The sequence below is a fragment of the Microcoleus sp. LAD1_D3 genome, assembly GCF_036702135.1.
GTDB lineage: Bacteria > Cyanobacteriota > Cyanobacteriia > Cyanobacteriales > Microcoleaceae > Microcoleus.
This window is the reverse complement of record NZ_JAUBSB010000004.1, coordinates 57,819-77,766: the sequence shown is the minus strand read 5'-3', so window position 1 is coordinate 77,766 and position 19,948 is coordinate 57,819. Positions and strand designations below refer to the sequence as shown.

Below are 19,948 nucleotides of genomic sequence, written 5' to 3'. Positions count from 1 at the left end.
TTAAATTATGGCTCTCCCAACTACCAGAGCGACATACCCCATCAATAATTGAGATCAATAGGCGATCGAGGTATGACACCCCTCAATCTGCTGTACGGCGTTACATCTTCCCCGCATACGTCAACCAAAAAGGAGAGGGACCGAAAACGCAACCCCACTAATTCTTCAGACACAGGATTTAGCTTGCACATAGGCGGTATGTTGAAAAGATGGTGTCCCAATAACTGAATATCTCTCTCTCAAGAACACCGTGCGAGTATAAGTTGGCACACCACTTAGTTACTGGCGGCTCTGCCACTGCTATGCTATCGAGCCACTGTCGCACTGGTTGCACGAGGCGATCGCGAAAAGTTAAGTCTTGGCATTGATTTTCCGAGAAAATACTTGTAGTCAAGTTCATGATTGAGTTCAGTAATTATTACTAACAAAAACTGATGAATCACCGGACTTAATCCTCAACGAAACCCGCTGTTGCTCCGGTGACGTGAATAAGTTTTATGCGTGACACTCGCCGCCCCCAAATGTGATGCAAAGAGCTAGCATTTGTGATTTAAAATTCGCAAAACTGTGAGACAGATCACCCCCGCTGTTCCCTACAGAATGTATATTTAGATAGATGGCAAGAAAATAAGACAGAATAACTTGCAACCCTCCGTCGCAGTTTCCCCCTCCCATCATCTGCGATCTACTACTCTGTATACTTACTAATATAAGGTTTCAGGCAATGATTAAACAAAAACATAAATATGCCGACCTTGCTCAACTCCCCCACACAGATACCGTGCTCCAAAAACTCCCTGTAGAAGTTAAAGATTGGGCCCAAAGCTTGCCTTGGAACCAGCGACGCTATGTCTTGTCCCTCTGCTACATATTGTGCGCCTCTACTCCTGACTTGCAAGCAGAATTTTTAGATGACTATACAGCCGACGGTTTAGTCTCAAAAATGTTTGAAGATGTAGATACTCTACACCGAGTCAAAGAGTATTTAATCAGATTCCGAGTCAAAAAACAATTAAACGAATCAGATTTAAGAAGCTACATCAAACAATTTTATATCCACTCAGCTCAACAATCGCGCCGAGAAACTGACCAATATTTAGAATCTGCACTCCGCTTCGTCTTGAGTACAGAAGAACGCAATAATGTTTTTAACTACATTTTGGGCTTTGAATTTATTAAAATTGTGTTTCAAATGAGCTGGTTGCAACACGAAAGATTAGCGAGACTGCAAAAAAATCAGTCGCAGTTTATTGAAACCTATATCAAGCCGATTCAACACGCACACCGAATTAATGGCATAATTGTACCGAAAGATGAGAGAATATTTTTTGCAAGACGCACCTACTACGTTCAACAGCCTAACATTTCTTATAGAAAACTCATTGAGTTAGTCATGGCCAGTTTTACTACAGAGATGGTGAGTCACTGCGGATTTTCCATCAGCCGCCACTCTCAAGCTTTGCGCTTTGACTGCGATTACATTTACGATCCGGAACCAGAAGAAGAAAGATTTCCTACTGACTTGCAATTTATTCATTGACTTTACGCAGTAAAGTGCCCAGGGATTGATGCACCCTACCTTGCTTTTTCCTCTTTACTTTTAGTGTCGCGTTACGCAAAGGAAATTTTTTCAAGGCATGCGGTTTTTAGTCGGCAGCTTAAAACCTGTTTTTTAAGCCGGATTTGATGTCAAATAGGAGGGTTGTATCAATTAACCTTCCCCTTGCATTTCTTCAATTTCAAACCAGCTAACTATCACTCCCGCTAGCGGAATAGCCAGAAATATGCCTAAAAGTCCTGCGGCTCTCGCACCTACTAACAGTGCAAAAAATACCACTACCGGATTGAGGTTAAGCGAATTCTGCATGAGTCTCGGATGAATAAAGTTGTCTTGAATTTGCTGCAAAACAATGCAAGCTGCCAATACTTTTAAGGATAGCCACACATTTTGAGACAATACAATAAAACAAACTAAGCTAATTCCCAGCGTCGCTCCGATCCCTGGAACTAAATCAAACAATCCGATAATAAATGCTAAAATTAAAGGAAATCTCACATTTAATAGGAGAAAAATTCCAAAGCTTGCTGTTGTCAAAAATAACATTAACAAAATTTGTGCCTGAAAAAATCCTAAAAAGTTTCGCTCTATTGTTAAACTTAAACGCCTGTGCAGGTGTCGGGGTATAAATTTAAGAACCAACAGCCACAGCCTCTCTCCATCAATTAACATGAAAGAAGCCACCACCATAATTAATATTAAATTTAATAAATTAGTTAAAAATACTTGTAAAAAAGCAATACTCGAAACAACTCCAGCTAAAGCTTGATTTCGCAGTTGTTCCTCAATAACTCGGAGGTTAACTTGCAGGTTTCTCGCCCGCAGGAATGTTTCGAGGCGCTCGGACAGAGGCGCCAGAGCATTCACAAATTCAGTCATGCTGTCAATTAATTGCTGTCCTTGAGATAAAAGAGTGACGCCTACGGTGACGGTGAGACCGCCAAAAACTAAAAGGGTGAGCAAGACAACGAAGGCGACAGCTAAACTTCGCGGTAAAAATCTCTGGAGAGTTCGCACCGGATAGTTGAGCAAAAAAGCCACGAGTGCAGCAATCGTGAAAACCGCAACGGCAGTTTCAAAGTAAGCTAAAAGTTGCAGTCCAGCCCAACCTGAAGCAAATAAAAGCAAAAACCTGACTAAGGCTAAATTGCTTAGCATATTCCAAAAATTGGGAGGAGTTCTGTCTTGATCTTTCACAGGGATTTTTAGGGGTTAATATTATAGCTCAAAAATATTGCAGAGCCCTCTTTTAGGATCGCACCCAAGATATATCTGCGGCTATCCCCCTCTAGGCTGAAAACAGATGCCGAACTGAGGCAGGAGTGGGTTCTATTCACCATAAGTTCGATCGTCACGAATGCCGAATGAAACACGCCCGCGATCGAACAAACAGCCTTTTTGACTCTAAAACCGCCTCGGAAACTCTTTGCGATGGTAGTATTTGTCGTGCCAGTCCGATCGCAACTAACACCCAAACGCTCAAACTTCCCGGCACCGAAAAACCGGGTTTCAGTGCCAGGCGCGAAAAATTTCAACTCTGCCTCATGGAAGATAGTATGAACAGGTCAATTTTTGGGATACTTGAAACTAGCACTCAACTTAGCTGAGGAACAAACGTGCTGCTATCAAAAGGCTTTGAAGTAGAAATGTATACCGGCACGCCCGAAGGTGAGGTTGTCGGTCTCTCCGATCGCATAGTCGCCCATCTAGAGGGATTTGTGCGGGAGCCTGATAGCCGCAATGTGGAGTACACGACCGCCCCGCTGTGCAGCTACGATCGCCTGCTGTGCGCCTTAGTCAAGCCGCGAGTCCGGCTGCGCGAGTATCTCAAACAATTAGGCGACTATACCTTGCTGCCGGGAAGTACCCTGTCTCTGGGGGGGAGCGATCAATTTTACAGATCCGATCCCAACAACCCCTACCACACCTACATCGAGCAAACCTACGGCACCAAAGTCGTCACCGCCAGCATTCACATCAACATCGGCATCTCGCAACCAGAAATGCTGATGCGCGCCATCCGCCTCGCCCGCGTCGAAGCACCGCTTTACCTTGCCTTGAGCGCCTCTTCTCCCTTCCTCGATGGCGAAGCCACGGGCTATCATTCCACTCGGTGGGGTTTGTTTCCCAAAACTCCAGCCATCGTCCCCCTGTTTGAGAGTCACAAGCATTACATTCAGTGGACTGAAGAACAGTTAGAACTCGGCACAATGCAAAATGTCCGCCATTTGTGGTCTGCCGTGCGCCCAAATGGCGATCGTCGCCCCTACTGTCTCAACCGCCTCGAACTGAGAATTTGCGACCTCGAAGTCAATCCTCTGGCTTTGTTGGCCATCACTGCCTTACTAGAAGCTCGCATTTGGCAGATGATGGAAGACCCCAGCTTAGACCCGTTAGAACTCAGCACCTTACCGGCGGCCACCCGCAACCAAGACTTAGTTGCCCTCACAGACGCCAACGAAATTGCTGCATCTCGCCAAAGTTTGGATGCCGAACTCACGCACTGGCAAGACGGCAGAACTATTCTGGCACGAGATTGGATTGAGGAAATTTACCGCGAAGTGTGGCCTTTCGCCAAAAAACGCGGCTTTAGCTGCTTTCTCTCACCTCTCAAAAAAATTCTCCGGGAAGGCAACACCGCCCAGCAGTGGTTAAAGCTGCATGAGGGCGGTTTGGACACCCGAAGTATTATTCTCCAAGGAATTGATGGCATGGCTCACCAGGAATGGGAGCTCGAAGACAACTTGTGTGCCCAGTTAGTTGCGTGAAGTACCCGCCGTTATTATAACGGGGGCTTTCACTAGCCCCCTGGCTATGCGTACTCAGCCAATAATACAAATAGCCCGAACCTCCATGAAAAAAGTTGCAGAGCGACGCCTAAAAACAAATCAGAATATTTAATCAATGGAGCTCGACAAAGGTTATAAATAAAAGCTATAAGGTATATCTACCTTTGGGTAGTTTTATAAATTTCCCAATAGCTGTGTTTTTCGCTTTTAATTAGCTTCATGCCCCAACTTGTCTTGATTCACCCGCAAATCCCCCCGAATACTGGCAATATCGCCCGCACTTGCGCTGCCACAGGCACGGAACTGCATTTAGTCGGCCCGCTGGGGTTTGAAATTAGCGATCGCTACCTGAAACGAGCCGGCTTAGATTACTGGCCCTATGTCAATCTCCACTGCCACGAAGACTTAGCGGCTTTTGGGGCCTGTCGGCAGCAACGAGGAGGGCGATCGATCGGATTCAGCACTGGCGGGCGATGCAGTTACGCCGAATTTCAATTTCAGTCCAGCGACTGGCTGATGTTTGGCTCGGAAACTGTAGGCATTCCCCAATTCGTCTTGGATGCCTGCGACGCCACAGTTTTTATTCCGATGAGCCAGCCTGGAGTTAGGAGTTTGAACCTCTCAGTCAGCGCCGCTGTGGGTTTATTTGAGGCTAAACGACAGTTGGGGGAGCTGGGATAAATCATTATCAACACATAAATATATAGATATTTAATAGCTGCCGGAGGTGGCAAAATATCCAATTTAATATAAGAAATTTGTATCAAAGGGGTGAAAATCTAGATAGCCGACATTAATATATTTTATTCATTCAAAAACAGATTGTTATCAGCAACACCAAATTACTCGCAAGAGGATTCAGCAACAAACAATAAAGAATATTAGCGATTTAGGGCGTCAGCGAACACCAGCTTGGGTCTGAACACTATATCTAGTAAATATACGGTTGTAGCCTGTCCGGAAATTAGCATACAGTCGGATAATAGGTAAGAGTTCAGAGCCTTACGGGAATGAATATTTTATGTATTCGTTCCAGCTATTACGGTGTAAGGCTTTTGGGGTTAATTGCAGCAGGTTTGACCGAGAATTTTAAAATTTCTGACGGTTTGAGCTTGTCTAAATTTAAAAAGCAAGGTAATCTGGCCTAAGCATGATAGCTGTCAACAATCAGAATACTTTTGCTTGTTGATTTAAATTCAGCGTCATGCGATCCCCTTGAGTGTTTCCAAGGACAGTTAGCGCTTCTCAGTAGGAGGTCGTTTTTTTGAAACGAACATATCCCCAAATTAAGCCTGTTCAGGCTAGTGAAATCGACAGAGACGGTTCTGCGGAACCGTCCAAACAGACAACGCTCAGCACTGGCAGAGTTCGCTCTCTCGCCACGATCGGGCTGGCAATATCGGTAGGTGCTTCTGGCATCCTGCTACCGAGAAATGGAGACAGCGCTCGCGCGTCTGAACTCGCACCGACATCAGAATCCACCGCTGAAGTACAGCCAGTATCGGCCAACGGGCCGGCTACGTCGGCACAAGTTGACGGTTCCAGGGCCGAACAGCCCGGCTCACCTTCTGAACCGGTGACGGTTAAGGTGCAGGAGGGGCAAAGCCTTTGGGAGCTTTCTCGGGATTATGAAGTTGAACCGTTGGCACTAGCAACTGCCAACGAGATCAAACCCGATACCCTACTCCAAGTTGGCCAACAGCTCAGAATTCCGACGGCGACGGAAGCCACACCACAACAGAACGCCGGCTATAGCACATCGGCTTCCCTAGACCGCGCAGCGACGGTCAATCCCGAACAAGAGTTAAATCTGACTGGCTCCGAGCCATTGGATAGTGCAGCCCTGACAGCGCTGCCATCAACCGCAGGGACCCCGCTGGTCACGACGATACCGGAACAAAGTTTGATCGAAATCCCGAACGCAGACGGGGCGATCGACAGTTTAAAAAAACAGGAAAACCGCACCACAGAATCGCGTCGAACTATGTTCGGGTCGGAGGGGGGAGCAAATTTATCTACACCTGCGGCATTTTTGCCCGAGTCAGCACCGACGCTGACCTCCCCCGGATATGCAACTGAGACAACTATTCCTGACCTCGATGCCACACCTGTAATTCCCAATGCCGGGGTCGGTCAAGAAGCATCGCCCGATCGAGCATTCGAGTCAATTGAACAGTCTTTGGCAACACCCAGTTTGCCCTCGGCTGTGCTAGTCCCCCCTGCGGGAAGTACCGCCGCGCCGGCTGAGGTTCTCTACAGCGTGCGTCCGGGAGATACGCTAGATGCGATCGCCAAAGGTCACGGCGTATCGCCCACAGATCTGATCTCCGTCAACAAGCTCGGCAACCCCAACTTGCTGAATGTAAATCAACGGCTGAAAATTCCCCAAGTTGGGTTTAAAAATCCAGGGGTGCAGGTGGCAGCCTCTTATTCTGCCTCCAACTCTACATCTGTCTGGGCGGCGAGTTCGGTTCCGGCATCTTTGAACCCCAGCTCGTCTACCTCGGAAATAGCCGGTGCTGGCGTTGCAGCGCCCGCGCCCACAGTACCTGTTGTCTCTCCCCTGGAGAACCTGGAAGGTCTGAACAATATTTCAGCGCCGATGGTTCCCCAAATTAACAGCATTCCGCTGACTCAAGTTTCCCAAACCATTAGCGATCCACGGAAGCTGGATCTTCAAGGCGAACCAACATTTACAGGTGCAGTTGACACCAGTGCCCTGCCTGGGCCAGCCAGTGCAACTGCTACGGCCATCGCTACGGGAGAATACCCGCAGCCGATCAGCTTCGTGCCAAATACTAGCGCTCAGGGTTCAAATGCCGCTCCAACTAGCGCTTTACCAGAGTCGAATTCGGAGTATCTCCCCACCGCAGAAGCTCTCAACCCTTATTCCGAACGCTTGAGGGCAGAAGTTGTCAGGCTGCGAGAGGAATATCGTGCCTCGCGCAATTCGATCGGCGCCAATGCGGTGTCCCTGGCTCCAACTGACGGGCCCTCGGTCAACCCGTCTGAGGATATGCCAAGTGTCAATCCATATCTCTACACCCCCGACTATACTGAGGCGGTGCAGAATGAAATCAGCAGACCGCCATCGAGAGCCTGGTCTGAGCAGGTTCAGAAGCAGCAGCAAGAGCGGTTAGACCCCGCTCGCGCAGCGGAACAACAACCGATCAACCTGACGCCGACCTCTGCTCAACAGCCTGTGGTAGCAACTGCTCCTTTGGGAGCCGACGGTTACGATCCCCTAAGCAACCCGTCTTTGGGACGCATGGTTTCTCCGGAACTGCCTCCGCTTTCGAGCCCTGATACTTATCTGCCTAACGGCAAACAACAGTCGGCTAAGGGGTTTATTTGGCCGTCTAAGGGCGTTCTTACTTCTGGCTACGGTTGGCGTTGGGGACGGATGCACAAGGGAATTGATATTGCAGGGCCGATCGGCACGCCAATTGTGGCAGCATCAGACGGGGTGGTTACCTATGCTCAGTGGAACGACGGCGGCTACGGGTATCTGGTGGAAATTACCCATCCTGACGGCACTGAGACTGTCTATGCCCACAACAGCCGAATTTTGGTGCAAAAAGGTCAGAGAGTCGCTCAAGGGGAACAAATTTCAGAAATGGGCAGCACTGGCTTCAGTACCGGGCCACACTTGCACTTTGAAATTCATCCCGCCGGACAGGGTGCTATCAACCCAATGGCTGTTCTGCCCGACGATGCGTCCAGCGCTTCTCGGTAACGACTTGTTGGAAGTTATGGGTTTTGAATGATTACCAAAACTCATAACTTTTACTGGCAGTCATTAGAAATAGTGTTGCTTGAAAAGAAGACATAGCTAGCCCTACCGTGCTACGATAGTAAATCGTGAAGTAGATTTGGCTCAGTGGCGCAGTGGTTAGCGCAGGGGACTCATAAGCCCAAGGTCGCAGGTTCAAATCCCGCCTGAGCCATTATTTAATCAAAAAAATCGCGCTCTCAATCTTGAGAGCGTGTTTTTTTGATTTCTCAAGAAGATACTTGTAGTCGTTATGAGTATGATATATTTGTAACAGTTCGTAAAAAAGGAAACAAAATCTATGACCAGTGAATGCCTCCGGGTTGGTCAAGCTGCACCCGATTTCGCAGCAACAGCCGTAGTGGATCAGGAATTCAAGACAGTTAAACTGTCCGACTATAAAGGCAAAAAGTATGTAGTCCTGTTCTTCTACCCCTTGGACTTCACCTTTGTGTGCCCGACTGAGATTACAGCATTTAGCGATCGCTTCGAGGACTTCAAGAAAATCGATACCGAAATCCTCGGCGTATCCGTTGACAGTGAATTCTCTCACCTCGCTTGGATACAAACAGACCGCAAATTAGGCGGTGTCGGCGACCTCAACTATCCCTTAGTTGCTGACCTCAAAAAAACAATTAGTTCAGACTACAACGTCCTCGACCCAGAAGCAGGCGTTGCCCTCAGAGGTCTGTTCATCATCGACAAAGAAGGCATCATCCAACACTCTACTATCAACAATCTTGCCTTCGGCCGCAACGTGGACGAAACTCTCCGTACTCTGCAAGCTATCCAACACGTGCAGTCTCACCCCGATGAAGTTTGTCCCGCCGGCTGGCAGCCCGGTGACAAGACTATGACTCCCGATCCAGTCAAGTCTAAGGTATTCTTTGCTGCGGTTTAAGCACATTATATTTGTAGGGACACGGCAGCGCCGTGTCCCTACCCGCAGAGGCATTTATTTAACCGGATTTTTAATTACCAATTAGCAATTAGCAATTACCAAATTAGGAAATATGCTGACTTCTACTAATTTTAGCGGCTTGTTAAATGAGCGGTTTTTCCAAAATTTATTGCCTGTCCCGGCGAGTAATGTTCTGAACCTGGGACAGATGACGCCAGATTTTGAATTGCCGGATATTAATAATGGCAAATTGGTGCGGCTGTCGAATTATCGGGGCGATAAGCCGGTAATTCTGGCTTTTACGCGGATTTTTACTGAAAAGCAATATTGCCCTTTCTGTTTTCCTCACATTAAAGCTTTGAATGAAAACTGGGAAAAATTTGCCGATCGCAATATAGAATTATTGATGGTTGCCAGTACCGACGATCGTCAAAGCCAAATTGTGGTTAGAGATTTAGGCTTGAAAATGCCTCTGCTTTCTGATCCAGGCTGTAAAGTGTTTCGGGCTTATCAAGTCGGTCAGGCTTTAGGTGCTCCTTTGCCGGCTCAGTTTGTTTTGGGTGCAGATGGAAAACTCCTCTTCAAACATTTGTTTTCTTTCATAGACCACAATGCTAGTGTAGACACTTTGCTGCAATATGTTGATCGGTAAGGAAACCGCTGCTGTGTCCTAATTGGGAGTTTTTCACCGCTGATGTACGCTGGTTTAGGCCCATCAGCGGGATTTTTTCACCGGTTGACACTGGCTGCGACAGATATTTAGTCATAAATACTTATTGTGCCAATTTCGATGGCGCAATGTTGCCATGTTCGATCGACATTAATCTAGGCTATAGCTTGAAGGTACTTAGTACAAGTTTAAGCCAATGTCGTCTCCCAAAGATCGATCGAGCAAAATTGAATTGAGCATCTTAGCGTCGCATCCTGAGTTGTTGACAGGTTTAGATGCGTGGCTGCGGCTAGGTTTACTTTCGCCCGCTGAGGTTGAGGAATTGTGCCGACAGTATTTAGTCTGCCCAATCAGAGATCCCGCTGTAGATTTTTCTGAAATTGAGAACCCGCGAGCTCCTATTGCCGAGCCAAAAGTACCTGCCTTATCAACGCAAAAAGCAGTACCTAGCAGCAGAGAAAGCGTTGCTAGACCCACAGAAACTACTCAAACCCCTAATTTTATCGCTCAAATTTTGCACTCACTAATGGCAGAAATTAGCGTGGTGTGGCTGTTGTTTTTAGGAGTGTTCATGGTAGTTGTCTCCTCTGGAGTCTTAGCTGCCAGCCAGTGGGAAAGATTTCCTGCCGCCGGACAATATGGAGTTTTATTAGCTTATACTTTAACCTTTTGGGCGATTAGCAGTTGGGCAAACAGACAGCAGAATTTGCACTTGACTGCTCAAACTTTGCAAGAAGTGACGCTGTTGCTAGTGCCGATCAATTTTTGGGCAATGGATACTTTTGGATTGTGGCGGTATCCTTGGGATTGGGCGGTAGCAATCGCAGCGGCACTTATTTTGACTTGGATAACTGCCCGGATTATCAAATATCAATATCAAAGCTGTTCAGGAAAAAACATCGCTCGATCGATCGCCCTAAATCACTTGGGATTGAGTTATTTGCACTGGGGCTGGGCATTCGCAGGCTTTTCCCTGGCTGCGGTTTATTTGGGTACAGTGGGAACTGCTGCTACTACAGTTTATCAAGTTCAGCAACAACGATTGCAATCTATCCAACGTGGGGGAAATACTGAAACATTCCCCGCTGCTTTCAGTTTGAGCAGAGATTTTCTGACTTACAAAAAAGCAGCTTTAGTAGCTTATTCATTAGGAATTTTACTGGGTCGAGCGATATTTGTCAAGGATGTAAATATCGCTGAAATGGGTTTAGCTTTGGCGATTTGTGGTGTGCTTTTAGCATGGCTAGATTGGCAGCAACCCCGGCCATCTGGGACTATTGAAAACAATATATCCGAGCAGCCAAATCCCAGCAATTTTTTTAAATGGCAATTAGCGGGAATGGGTTTGTTGGGTTTGGGGTGGCTGGTTTGTTTTCGCGACATTCCGCTACAGGCGATCGCAGTTAGCGGATTGGCTGTTTGGTTTTTTTATAACCGTTTAGTGCGGTTTTGGCAAAAGTTTGATTTGGTAATGCTGGAGGCGGTGGGACTTCAGAGTATTTGGCTGTTTTGGCGAGTGCTTCCTTTAGGGATTAAAACACAAGTTGTAGCATTTTTAACTCAGCTTACAAACTCTCAGGAAACTCCTTGGGCTTTTTGGGGTGTTCTGCTGTTGCCTTATTTAATTTTAATGGTAAGTGCGGCCGAGTGGCTCTACCGCAAGCGAAAGTTTCAACTTGCCAGTTTTGGCGAAAACCTTGCTCTCGCTTTGGGGAGTGCTTTAACTGTTATTAGTTTTGTCAATCCGTTTTGGCGATCGCTCAATTTATTAGTCTCTACTTTAATTTTAGGTTGGATCACTTGGAAATACGTAATCCCCGACAATTCCCGGCGAGTTTCGAGGCCGGCTTCTGCGGCTGAACAACAGGAAAATCCGGCAATTTTGGTTCCCATAACTCACATTATGGGTTTAGGCGCGATCGCTTCGGCAATTGACTTATTTTTACCAAACCTGACACCCAATATTTGGTCAGCAATATTATTAATATTTATGGCGAGTGAATGGGCATTTTTTGTCGGGATGAAAGCGGAAAATTCCAGAGAAAGCTCTGCATTTTTTCGCTGGCATCCTGCATGGTTTCAAAGTTCCTGGTATCTGGGCTTAGTATTAGCAGGATTTAGCTTTGTCTTGTTGCAAAATTATTTGATTGCGGGTACTGCCACTGATCGCCCTCAGTGGAGTTTGCTCTGGCTGGTGACTCCTTTGGCTTTGACTGCTGTTGCTAAATATACTGAGGTTCCTCACAAACAAGTTGCCAGTACCTTTAGTACGATCGCCCTAATATTTGCACAATTTCTAATTTTTACTTTTCCGGGATATCGGTTAATTGGTTTTGGTTTGGCCGCCGGATTAATGTGGGTCAATACTTACTATTTAGTCGAGATACCAGCGGCTGCGCTTGGAGTGGGGTTTGGCTTGAGTTTCGTAGCTGCAGCGATCGATCAATTAGGTTTTGTATCGGGTTGGGATTGGGGAATGGCCGGGGCGATCGCTGTTTTGTCTCTGTGGTTGCTTCGCAGGATGATTGTTCGTTTTTCCCAGGGTTTACCTGAGCCTTTTCGATTAGCTGAAATTTACGAGCAAGCTTTAGATGGATGGGCAATCTTACTGGCAGGCTTACTGTTAACAACTATTACTTTTTATTCCTATGAACTCTACGCCGCCAGTAGCTTGAGTTTCCCGCCATCTGCTGAAGCTTTGGCGGCGATTTTGGTGATAATGGCTGCGATTATTTTCCGAAGTTTAGGCCAACTTTCCCCTCTGGCAATTTATGCCTTGGCTTGGAGTTTGGAGTTGTTGACAGCAGTGGGTTTGAGTTTTGTCGATCGCACTACGATTAATTTGGCAGTTGCTAATATCGCTCTTGGATTGTTTACTCAATTATTGGGTGATGTGTGGCGACGCCGCCACCCCGATCCAACAATTTTACCTAGCATCCATTTTATACCTTTGGTTTACGGCGTATTGGGTTTAACTTTCCGATCGCACACTTTTGCGAATTGGACTGGTTTAACTGTGTTGGGTGCGTCTTTAATTGCGATCGGCATTGGTAGGCGGGAGCCAGAATTCAAACCTTTGGTTTATTTGGGATTAATTGGCGTGTCCGTTGCTGCTTACGAATCGCTACTATATCAACTTTTTCAAACACCAGGAGGAGCTTTTGGAGATGGCTTAATTGTCCTGGCCACTCTCGGCACAACTTTAACATATATTTATCGCATTTTATCTCCTTGGCTCAGCAATTATTTACATTTAACTAATACGGAGTTAAAAATATTTGCTCACCTGCACTGGGTTTTGAGCAGTTTGCTGCTGATGTGGGCTTCTGCCGATGATATTAAGTCCGGCCTAAGTTTAGGATTAGTCACTGGTGCTTTATTAGTTCAATATGCTTTCTTGCAAGGGCGAAATAATCTCGATCGCCAATGGGGAGAAATTTGGATTTACTTGGGCTGGCTAGAAGCCTTTGGCATCCGGCTTTATTGGATCAATACGCCTTTAGTTAAGTATATTTCCGGGCCGCTGGGGCCTTGGAAAGTTGCCCTCGCTTCTCTATTAGCTTATTTCATTTACATTTTGCCTTGGGACAACTGGGCTTGGTCAAAAAAACCTTGGCAGGTAATTGCTTCGCTGATTCCAATAGTTACTATTTTAGAAAGTCCGTATAAGTTTTATCCGATTAGCTTGCTGATAGCTGCCGCCTTCTATGTTTTCCTAGCTTGGGAAAGGCAGGAAGTCCGTTTTACCTATGTGAGTGTGGCGATAATTGACTGGATATTGCTCAGGTGGTTTGGACAAATGGGATTGACTCAGCCGGAGTGGTTTTTTACTCCTTTAGGGCTTTCTTTCCTTTACGTTGCTCAGTTCGATCGCGATCTAAAATTACCAGCACAAAAACCGCTGCGCCACAATCTGCGAATGCTCGCAACTGCGCTGATTTGCGGGATACCTCTTTTGACTCAGCAAAGCAACGCTTTAGTGGCGGGAGCTTTTAGTTTGGTGGCTATTGCAGCGGGTTTGGCGCTGCGAGTTCGGGCATTTTTGTTTGTGGGAACGGCTGTATTTTTAATCAATGTTTTCTATCAGTTGGTGGTTCTGATATTCGATTATCCGCTGATTAAATGGGCGATTGGTTTGGCTTTTGGGATTGTGTTTATTTGGATTGCTGCTACTTTTGAAACTCGGCGCGATCGCATTTCTGCTTTGGTGCAGCATTGGGTTGTGCAATTGCAATCCTGGGATTAGATTCAGCGATTGTAAGGCGAGCAATGCCTGCCCTACTGAACGACTACTGTTCGATGTAGTATAATCACATTATTAGGCCTGCGGACGCAGACAAAAACTCCAATATTCCCGGCATAACCAATGATCACAACTCAGTTAATCAAGCGGTTATTTACAGTAAAAGAATATCATCAGATAATTGAAGCTGGCATCTTGACAAAAGATGATAAAGTTGAATTAATTCGAGGAGAAATTGTTCAAATGGCCGCCGTCGGTAGAAGGCATACATCTCATGTCAAGCGTCTCACAGAGCTATTCTATATCCGCTTATTATCGAGAGTAACCATTGGAGTTCAAGATCCGGTAGAATTGGACGATAACTCGGAACCTGAACCGGATATTTCCTTGCTGCGACGGCGCGATGATTTTTACGAATCGGGACATCCTCAGTCTGAGGATATTTTACTAATTGTGGAAGTAGCGGATGCAACCGCTGAAACTGACAGAAATATCAAAATTCCTCTTTATGCCGAAGACAATATTGTAGAAGTTTGGCTGGTAGATATTAACGAGCAATGTGTAGTAGTTTATCGCGAACCTTCTCCTTCGGGATACCAAAATATTCAAAGATTTCATCGGGGTCAGGTTTTATCAATTCTAGCTTTTCCAGATGTAGAAATTGCTGTAGATAATGTGTTGGGATAACAGAGTCATAACTCATACCATTTTAGATTTTAGATTTTAGATTTTAGATTTTAGAATTGGGAATGATATCGTTTCCGCTTGTATCGGAATGATTTAACCGCAGAGGGCGCAGAGAACGCAGAGGGAGAGAATACAGAGAGGAATAATTCCGATGCTACCAAATTTGATATGACTGATTATATAAGGATTTGGAGCTTGCCTAAAGTTGCTTTTTTTAAACTGGTTTCATTTAATGAAAAACCCGGTTTCTCGCAGAAACCGGGTTTTTAATCAACAGTATTTATCCGTTTGTAGATCGCATTAATGGCTCAATGCGAATTCGGGCAATTTCGGCTCAGATGAGCCATCGGGCACTACCTTAACCTGACCGTTTTCGTCCACATCAACGATCGCCTTTTGGCCGTCTTTCAGCTTCCCAGACAGCATTTCCTCAGCCAGTACATCTTCCAACAACCGCATGATTGCGCGGCGCAAAGGTCGAGCACCGTAGCTGGGATTGTAGCCTTCTGTAACTAACAAGTCCTTGAACCGGTCTGTCACCGACAAAGTAATACCCTGTTCGGTTAAGCGGCTGAAGACTTGCTGCAACATGATGTCCGCAATCTGCTTGACTTCTTCCCTGTTCAACTGGCGGAAGACGATAATCTCATCCAAGCGGTTGATAAATTCGGGACGGAAAAACTGTTTCAGTTCTTCGTTTACCAAGCTGCGAACGCGGTTGTATTGACCGTCTGCGGCACTTTCAGCAAACTCGAAACCGAGACCGCCGCCACCTTTTTCAATCACTCGCGAACCAATGTTTGAGGTCATGATCAGCAGTGTATTCTTAAAGTCTACTGTCCGACCTTTAGCATCCGTCAAGCGGCCGTCTTCCAAGATTTGCAGCATCATGTTGAAGACATCCGGGTGAGCTTTTTCGATTTCGTCGAACAAGATGACTGTGTAAGGACGGCGCCGGACTGCTTCTGTTAGTTGGCCACCTTCGTCGTAGCCGACGTAACCCGGAGGCGAACCGATGAGTTTAGAAACCGTGTGGCGTTCCATGAATTCGGACATATCTAACCGAATCATGGCTTCTTCGGAACCGAAGAAATAAGTTGCCAGGGCTTTTGTAAGTTCCGTTTTGCCGACGCCTGTGGGGCCAGAAAAGATGAAACTGGCGATCGGGCGATTCGGATTTTTCAAGCCTACCCGCGCGCGACGGATGGCCCGAGAAACTGCGCTGACAGCTTCTTCTTGACCAATCAAGCGCTGGTGCAAAGTATCTTCCATGTGCAGCAGCAATTCCGATTCCGATTCTGTCAGCTTGCTGACCGGTACTCCCGTCCAATTAGCCACGATGTGGGCGATGTCTTCTTCAGTGACGATGGGAGAGATTCTGATCTGGCTTTTGTTGATAGTAGCTGCGGCGATTTCGGCTTCGATTTCTAATTCGCGATCGCGCAATTTGCCAGCTTTATCAAAGTCTTGCTCGCGTACCGCAGCATCTTTTTCTTTGCTAACAGCCGGAAGTTGTTTTTTGAGTTCTTTAACTTCGGGGGGGGTTTGCGAGTTCAAGACGTGGACGCGGGAACCTGCTTCGTCAATTAAGTCGATCGCCTTGTCTGGCAAAAATCGATCGTTAATGTACCGGTCTGAGAGTGTAGCCGCTGCTTCTATCGCTGCATCGGAAATCGTCAGTCTGTGGTGCTGTTCGTAGGCCGATCGCAACCCGTACAATATTTCTATTGTTTCAGCCACGCTCGGTTCACCGACTTTGATCGGTTGGAAGCGGCGTTCTAAGGCAGCGTCGCGCTCGATGTGCTTGCGATATTCGTCCAAGGTAGTTGCGCCGACACACTGCAATTCGCCTCTAGCAAGGGCGGGTTTGAGCATATTGGAGGCGTCCATGCTGCCTTGAATCGCCCCTGCACCGACTAAGGTGTGAATTTCATCAATTACCAGAATGATGTTGCCTGCAGCGCGAATTTCGGCCATGATTTTCGTTAGCCGTTCCTCAAATTCGCCTCGGAACTTTGTACCAGCAATCAGCGAACCCATATCGAGGCTGATTACTTGTTTGTCTTCTAAAATTTCCGGGACGTTTCTATTAACAATCCGCTGGGCTAGACCTTCGGCGAGGGCTGTTTTGCCGACTCCTGGTTCGCCTACTAACACTGGATTGTTCTTCGTGCGGCGGCCGAGCACTTGGATCACGCGCTCGATTTCATTTTCGCGGCCCACAACGGGATCGAGTTTGCCTGCTGCGGCTAACTTGGTCAAGTTTGTGCCAAATTCTTCTAAAGTCGGGATTTTGCGATCGCCGCTATCTCCCCTACCTCCAGGTACCGCCGCGACTTCTCCTACGGCACGAATTACCTGCGTGCGAACTCTCTGGCGATCGATTCCCAAGTTTTGCAGCACCTTCGCCGCCACGCCTTCATCGTCCTGAATCAGCCCTAGCAGGATGTGTTCGGTGCCGATGTAATTGTGGCCTAACTGGCGCGCTTCGTTGAGTGCCGTCTCAAAAATGCGCTTGACGCGGGGCGTAAAAGGAATTTCCGGCGGGAGGAACCCGGAACCTCTACCGATGATATTTTCGATTTCATTGCGCGCCTCTTTCAAGTTGAGGCCCATATCCAGTAATACTTTTGCAGCGATGCCAGTGCCTTCGCCGACGAGCCCCAGAAGAATTTGCTCGGTGCCTACAAAATTGTGACCGAGGCGCCGCGCTTCCTCTTGGGCTAGCATGATTGCTTTAATGGCTTGTTCTGTAAAGCGTTCAAACATATTTTTTCTATCCTACTGTCTTGGCGAGGGCTGTATCGCTGCTGGTGAGGAGCGATTTGGAACATTACACAAATTATAGATGTAAATTTTTGTGTATTTCCTTCTCTAACAATGTATCTTGCTAAGGGAGGAGGGACAGTGGGGAGACCCGAATAGTAGGGGTGTGGTTGCCGTCAATAATCATGCTATCTGCTGTGCCTCAATCTACTTTCCCACGGCCACCCTGTCAAGCATTCTCTCAAAGAAAGCAAGCGAAACTGCTTCGAGTACGAGCGAGAAATGCTTTTGTTTGCAATGACGCGCTGCGATGCAGAGTATTTCGCCCCAAAGCAATTTTATTTTAACAGGTTAAAGGTATTGTGGGATCTCCGGCTCGCAATGGCAAAATTGGCGGCGTTTTTCAGTTGCTATTATTTACATACTTGCCGGAGAAATTACCCGGAGTTGAGCCGACAGTTTTTTTGTGCTTTTGGGTTTTTTAAGCCTGACAATTTTATCCTCTTTTAAAGCAAATTTATGGTGCGTGACTGCGAATAGATTCGAGCAGGTGCACAAGGTTTCAATCGTCACCCACCATAACTCGATATACCCAACGTAGGGTGCGTGACTTTAAATAGATTCGAGCAAGTGCAGAATGCCTAAATAGTCACGCACCATAACTCTATCTGCACCTGTGGCTCGCATACTTGCCGGAGAAATCAGGAAACCTTGTGAAATGTACTTTTTTTGTACTTTGGCATTTTTAATTATTACAACTTGCTACTTTTAAAGCCACCGTGAAAGCAACTGTTCAATTACTTCCACAAAGCCGATCGCAATTTGAATCAACGGCCAACCCACAAAACAAATTAACACCGCCCAGCGAGTTTTAATATCCAAACCTTGGCGAACCGCCACAATTACAGCTAGCAAACTCCACACAGCTAATATGCGCTCTATTCCTTCTCCCAGCAAGGGAATTAAGGTTAAGAAATTCAGCGCTTGGGGGGCGTAGGCAAAGCCGATCGGAACCAACAACTCCCTATAAGTTACGTGACCCGGTTTCAGCCACTCCCCGATTTTAAAGATAGTGAAAGTCCAAAAATAATAACCCCCCGCGACGGCCAAACCCTCTATCAAAAGTCCTAGAAATAATACTGATAGCTCAGTTCGGTTGATTAACAAGATGACAGCACTGCCTAACACGCGGGACAGCGCAGCTAAAATTACAATTGTTAAAGCTATTCGCTTAGTTCGGCCAGTGTAGGGAGTTTTTTCGTAAAAATTGCCGTTCAAAGAAAGTGCGTTCCAAAGCGTTGCGCCCAAACCTGCAATTGAATCTTCTCCCTTCACGTTAAACTCCTGCTCCTCAAGATAGTTGACAACTTTTACAAAATAAGCTCTAATACAGCAGAATCACCGAACTATTTCTACGTAATTAGCTAATTAATTGGCATTCTACCAGATTTTATTAAATGCTAAGATTGATTTTACGGATACTTGCGTGGCTGCGGGGGCGAAGTTTAAATTTGTTGCTCATCGCAGGTGTAATCCTAATAATTTGGGGAATTCTTTCGCCGGTGGGGACTGTTATATGGTGGCTGAATCAAAGTGCCGAAACGTTTGGTATTAAGAAAAATCCGCCGGAGATATTGCCCTCTAACAAGGGCAATCTAGAAGCGCGTAAGTCTTCGCCACTCAATTGTTATATCATCTTTTTAACGGGAGTTGGCGATTTTTCGGGGGACGAATTAACCCCGGGCGAAGAGTTGTTTCTCAAGCGTTTAGTTAAAAGTCACCCGCAGTGCGTAGCAGTGGGCGATGTTTTTCCTTACTCAGCATCTAACAAAAGTTTAGGAGGAGAGCGATGGCTAGCTCCTTTTTGGCGGTTTGCAGAACAGGCAAAAAAAGGACCGATTGCGGGGGATATATTCATTAAAATTCGCAATCTCTGGAGGTTTGCAATTTCTCTAGATTATCGCTACGGCTTTGCATACAATCAGGGAATAGCTAATGCAATTATCGAGCGCATGAATGCTCAATCTCCCATTTCAGTTAATTCTCAACAACCTTTGAAAGTTATTTTAATTGGCACTAGCGGCGGCGCACAAGTGGCTTTGGGTGCTACTCGCTATCTTAAAGAATGGCTGAAGGCAGAAATTACGGTTGTTTCGGTTGGGGGCGTGTTTTCGGGGGAAAATGGTTTTGCAGAAGCCGATCGCGTTTTCCATTTTCGTGGCACTCGCGATTCAATTGAGGATATTGGCGGCATAGTTTTTCCGAGTCGCTGGTACTGGTACGCGACTTCTCCTTTCAATCAAGCTCGTTTGCAAGGCCGCTATGCAGAAGCTTTGAGCGGTCCTCACAAGCACGACGGCGATGAGGGATATTTTGGGGAAAATCTGGCGACGGAGGGTAAACAGTATGTAGATATAACGCTGGACAAGATTAATCAATTGCCTGTTTGGCATGAGGGCGCGTCCGATTGATGAGTTATTGCATATTCGATAGTCATTAGTTATTAATTGTGTCATTGTTGGTTGGGCGTCGCTTGAAGCTTGGCATTGTTGCCTTCCAGTC

At 46.5% G+C, this 19,948-nt stretch carries 15 protein-coding genes and 1 tRNA gene; 11 read left to right on the top strand and 5 right to left on the bottom strand.

The annotated features are described in order from the left end of the window. Positions 1-41 precede the first annotated feature (41 nt). A complete protein-coding gene (locus tag QUA74_RS03285) occupies positions 42-191 on the bottom strand; it encodes a Mo-dependent nitrogenase C-terminal domain-containing protein (RefSeq protein WP_333324909.1) in 150 nt (49 codons plus the stop codon). After that, a complete protein-coding gene (locus tag QUA74_RS03280; protein ID WP_333324907.1) occupies positions 179-400 on the bottom strand; it encodes a hypothetical protein in 222 nt (73 codons plus the stop codon). Before QUA74_RS03280 ends, QUA74_RS03285 begins: the two co-directional genes overlap by 13 nt. 324 nt (positions 401-724) lie before the next feature. On the opposite strand from QUA74_RS03280, the gene QUA74_RS03275 reads away from it, so the two are divergent. Next, entirely contained in the window at positions 725-1,540 is an 816-nt protein-coding gene (locus QUA74_RS03275) for a cobyrinic acid a,c-diamide synthase (RefSeq protein ID WP_333324905.1), read from the top strand. Between the two features lie 171 nt (positions 1,541-1,711). Here the strand turns inward: QUA74_RS03275 and QUA74_RS03270 are convergent, their stop codons facing one another. Next, complete coding sequence (locus QUA74_RS03270; RefSeq protein ID WP_333324903.1) at positions 1,712-2,755, bottom strand: AI-2E family transporter; 1,044 nt, start codon at positions 2,753-2,755, stop codon at positions 1,712-1,714. A gap of 125 nt (positions 2,756-2,880) precedes the next feature. Between QUA74_RS03270 and QUA74_RS03265 the strand changes: the two genes are divergently transcribed. The 9 genes from QUA74_RS03265 to QUA74_RS03225 all read left to right on the top strand — a co-directional run bounded on the left by QUA74_RS03265 (position 2,881) and on the right by QUA74_RS03225 (position 14,620). After that, complete coding sequence (locus QUA74_RS03265) at positions 2,881-3,165, top strand: hypothetical protein (RefSeq protein ID WP_333324901.1); 285 nt, start codon at positions 2,881-2,883, stop codon at positions 3,163-3,165. A gap of 9 nt (positions 3,166-3,174) precedes the next feature. Then, complete coding sequence (gene gshA, locus QUA74_RS03260) at positions 3,175-4,326, top strand: glutamate--cysteine ligase (RefSeq protein ID WP_333324899.1); 1,152 nt, start codon at positions 3,175-3,177, stop codon at positions 4,324-4,326. Between the two features lie 240 nt (positions 4,327-4,566). Then, positions 4,567-5,028 (top strand): tRNA (cytidine(34)-2'-O)-methyltransferase, encoded by a 462-nt coding sequence (locus QUA74_RS03255; protein ID WP_333324897.1) that lies wholly within the window; start codon positions 4,567-4,569, stop codon positions 5,026-5,028. Between the two features lie 583 nt (positions 5,029-5,611). After that, the gene (locus tag QUA74_RS03250) at positions 5,612-8,083 is read left to right on the top strand and encodes a peptidoglycan DD-metalloendopeptidase family protein (RefSeq protein ID WP_333324895.1); all 2,472 of its coding nucleotides are present in this window, start codon (positions 5,612-5,614) and stop codon (positions 8,081-8,083) included. 138 nt (positions 8,084-8,221) lie between these two features. Next, positions 8,222-8,294 (top strand) — tRNA-Met (locus QUA74_RS03245). Between the two features lie 126 nt (positions 8,295-8,420). Further along, positions 8,421-9,020, top strand: coding sequence for a peroxiredoxin (locus QUA74_RS03240; RefSeq protein ID WP_006631731.1), 600 nt, complete (start codon positions 8,421-8,423; stop codon positions 9,018-9,020). A 112-nt stretch (positions 9,021-9,132) separates the two neighbouring features. Then, a complete protein-coding gene (locus QUA74_RS03235) occupies positions 9,133-9,672 on the top strand; it encodes a redoxin domain-containing protein (RefSeq protein ID WP_333324893.1) in 540 nt (179 codons plus the stop codon). Between the two features lie 214 nt (positions 9,673-9,886). Next, on the top strand, positions 9,887-13,936 hold the full coding sequence (locus QUA74_RS03230; RefSeq protein WP_333324892.1) for a hypothetical protein: 4,050 nt from the start codon (positions 9,887-9,889) through the stop codon (positions 13,934-13,936). A gap of 120 nt (positions 13,937-14,056) precedes the next feature. Next, positions 14,057-14,620: a Uma2 family endonuclease gene (locus tag QUA74_RS03225; protein ID WP_333324890.1), complete on the top strand. Its 564-nt coding sequence runs from the start codon at positions 14,057-14,059 to the stop codon at positions 14,618-14,620. A gap of 300 nt (positions 14,621-14,920) precedes the next feature. Here QUA74_RS03225 and QUA74_RS03220 read toward each other — a convergent pair whose 3' ends face one another. Together QUA74_RS03220 and QUA74_RS03215 are read right to left on the bottom strand one after the other, a co-directional pair. Further along, positions 14,921-17,389 (bottom strand): ATP-dependent Clp protease ATP-binding subunit, encoded by a 2,469-nt coding sequence (locus QUA74_RS03220; RefSeq protein WP_333151153.1) that lies wholly within the window; start codon positions 17,387-17,389, stop codon positions 14,921-14,923. A 765-nt stretch (positions 17,390-18,154) separates the two neighbouring features. Then, the gene (locus QUA74_RS03215) at positions 18,155-18,721 is read right to left on the bottom strand and encodes a hypothetical protein (protein ID WP_333324888.1); all 567 of its coding nucleotides are present in this window, start codon (positions 18,719-18,721) and stop codon (positions 18,155-18,157) included. Between the two features lie 122 nt (positions 18,722-18,843). On the opposite strand from QUA74_RS03215, the gene QUA74_RS03210 reads away from it, so the two are divergent. Continuing rightward, positions 18,844-19,857, top strand: coding sequence for a hypothetical protein (locus QUA74_RS03210; RefSeq protein ID WP_333324886.1), 1,014 nt, complete (start codon positions 18,844-18,846; stop codon positions 19,855-19,857). The last annotated feature ends 91 nt before the right edge of the window (positions 19,858-19,948 follow it).

Bases quoted from the DNA above. Each gene is read 5' to 3' on its own strand.
- QUA74_RS03230 (WP_333324892.1), top strand. From the start codon at position 9,887: ATGTCGTCTCCCAAAGATCGATCGAGCAAAATTGAATTGAGCATCTTA.
- QUA74_RS03275 (WP_333324905.1), top strand. From the start codon at position 725: ATGATTAAACAAAAACATAAATATGCCGACCTTGCTCAACTCCCCCAC.
- QUA74_RS03280 (WP_333324907.1), bottom strand. From the start codon at position 400: ATGAACTTGACTACAAGTATTTTCTCGGAAAATCAATGCCAAGACTTA.
- QUA74_RS03255 (WP_333324897.1), top strand. From the start codon at position 4,567: ATGCCCCAACTTGTCTTGATTCACCCGCAAATCCCCCCGAATACTGGC.
- QUA74_RS03210 (WP_333324886.1), top strand. From the start codon at position 18,844: ATGCTAAGATTGATTTTACGGATACTTGCGTGGCTGCGGGGGCGAAGT.
- QUA74_RS03220 (WP_333151153.1), bottom strand. From the start codon at position 17,389: ATGTTTGAACGCTTTACAGAACAAGCCATTAAAGCAATCATGCTAGCC.
- QUA74_RS03285 (WP_333324909.1), bottom strand. From the start codon at position 191: ATGTGCAAGCTAAATCCTGTGTCTGAAGAATTAGTGGGGTTGCGTTTT.
- QUA74_RS03225 (WP_333324890.1), top strand. From the start codon at position 14,057: ATGATCACAACTCAGTTAATCAAGCGGTTATTTACAGTAAAAGAATAT.
- QUA74_RS03240 (WP_006631731.1), top strand. From the start codon at position 8,421: ATGACCAGTGAATGCCTCCGGGTTGGTCAAGCTGCACCCGATTTCGCA.
- QUA74_RS03235 (WP_333324893.1), top strand. From the start codon at position 9,133: ATGCTGACTTCTACTAATTTTAGCGGCTTGTTAAATGAGCGGTTTTTC.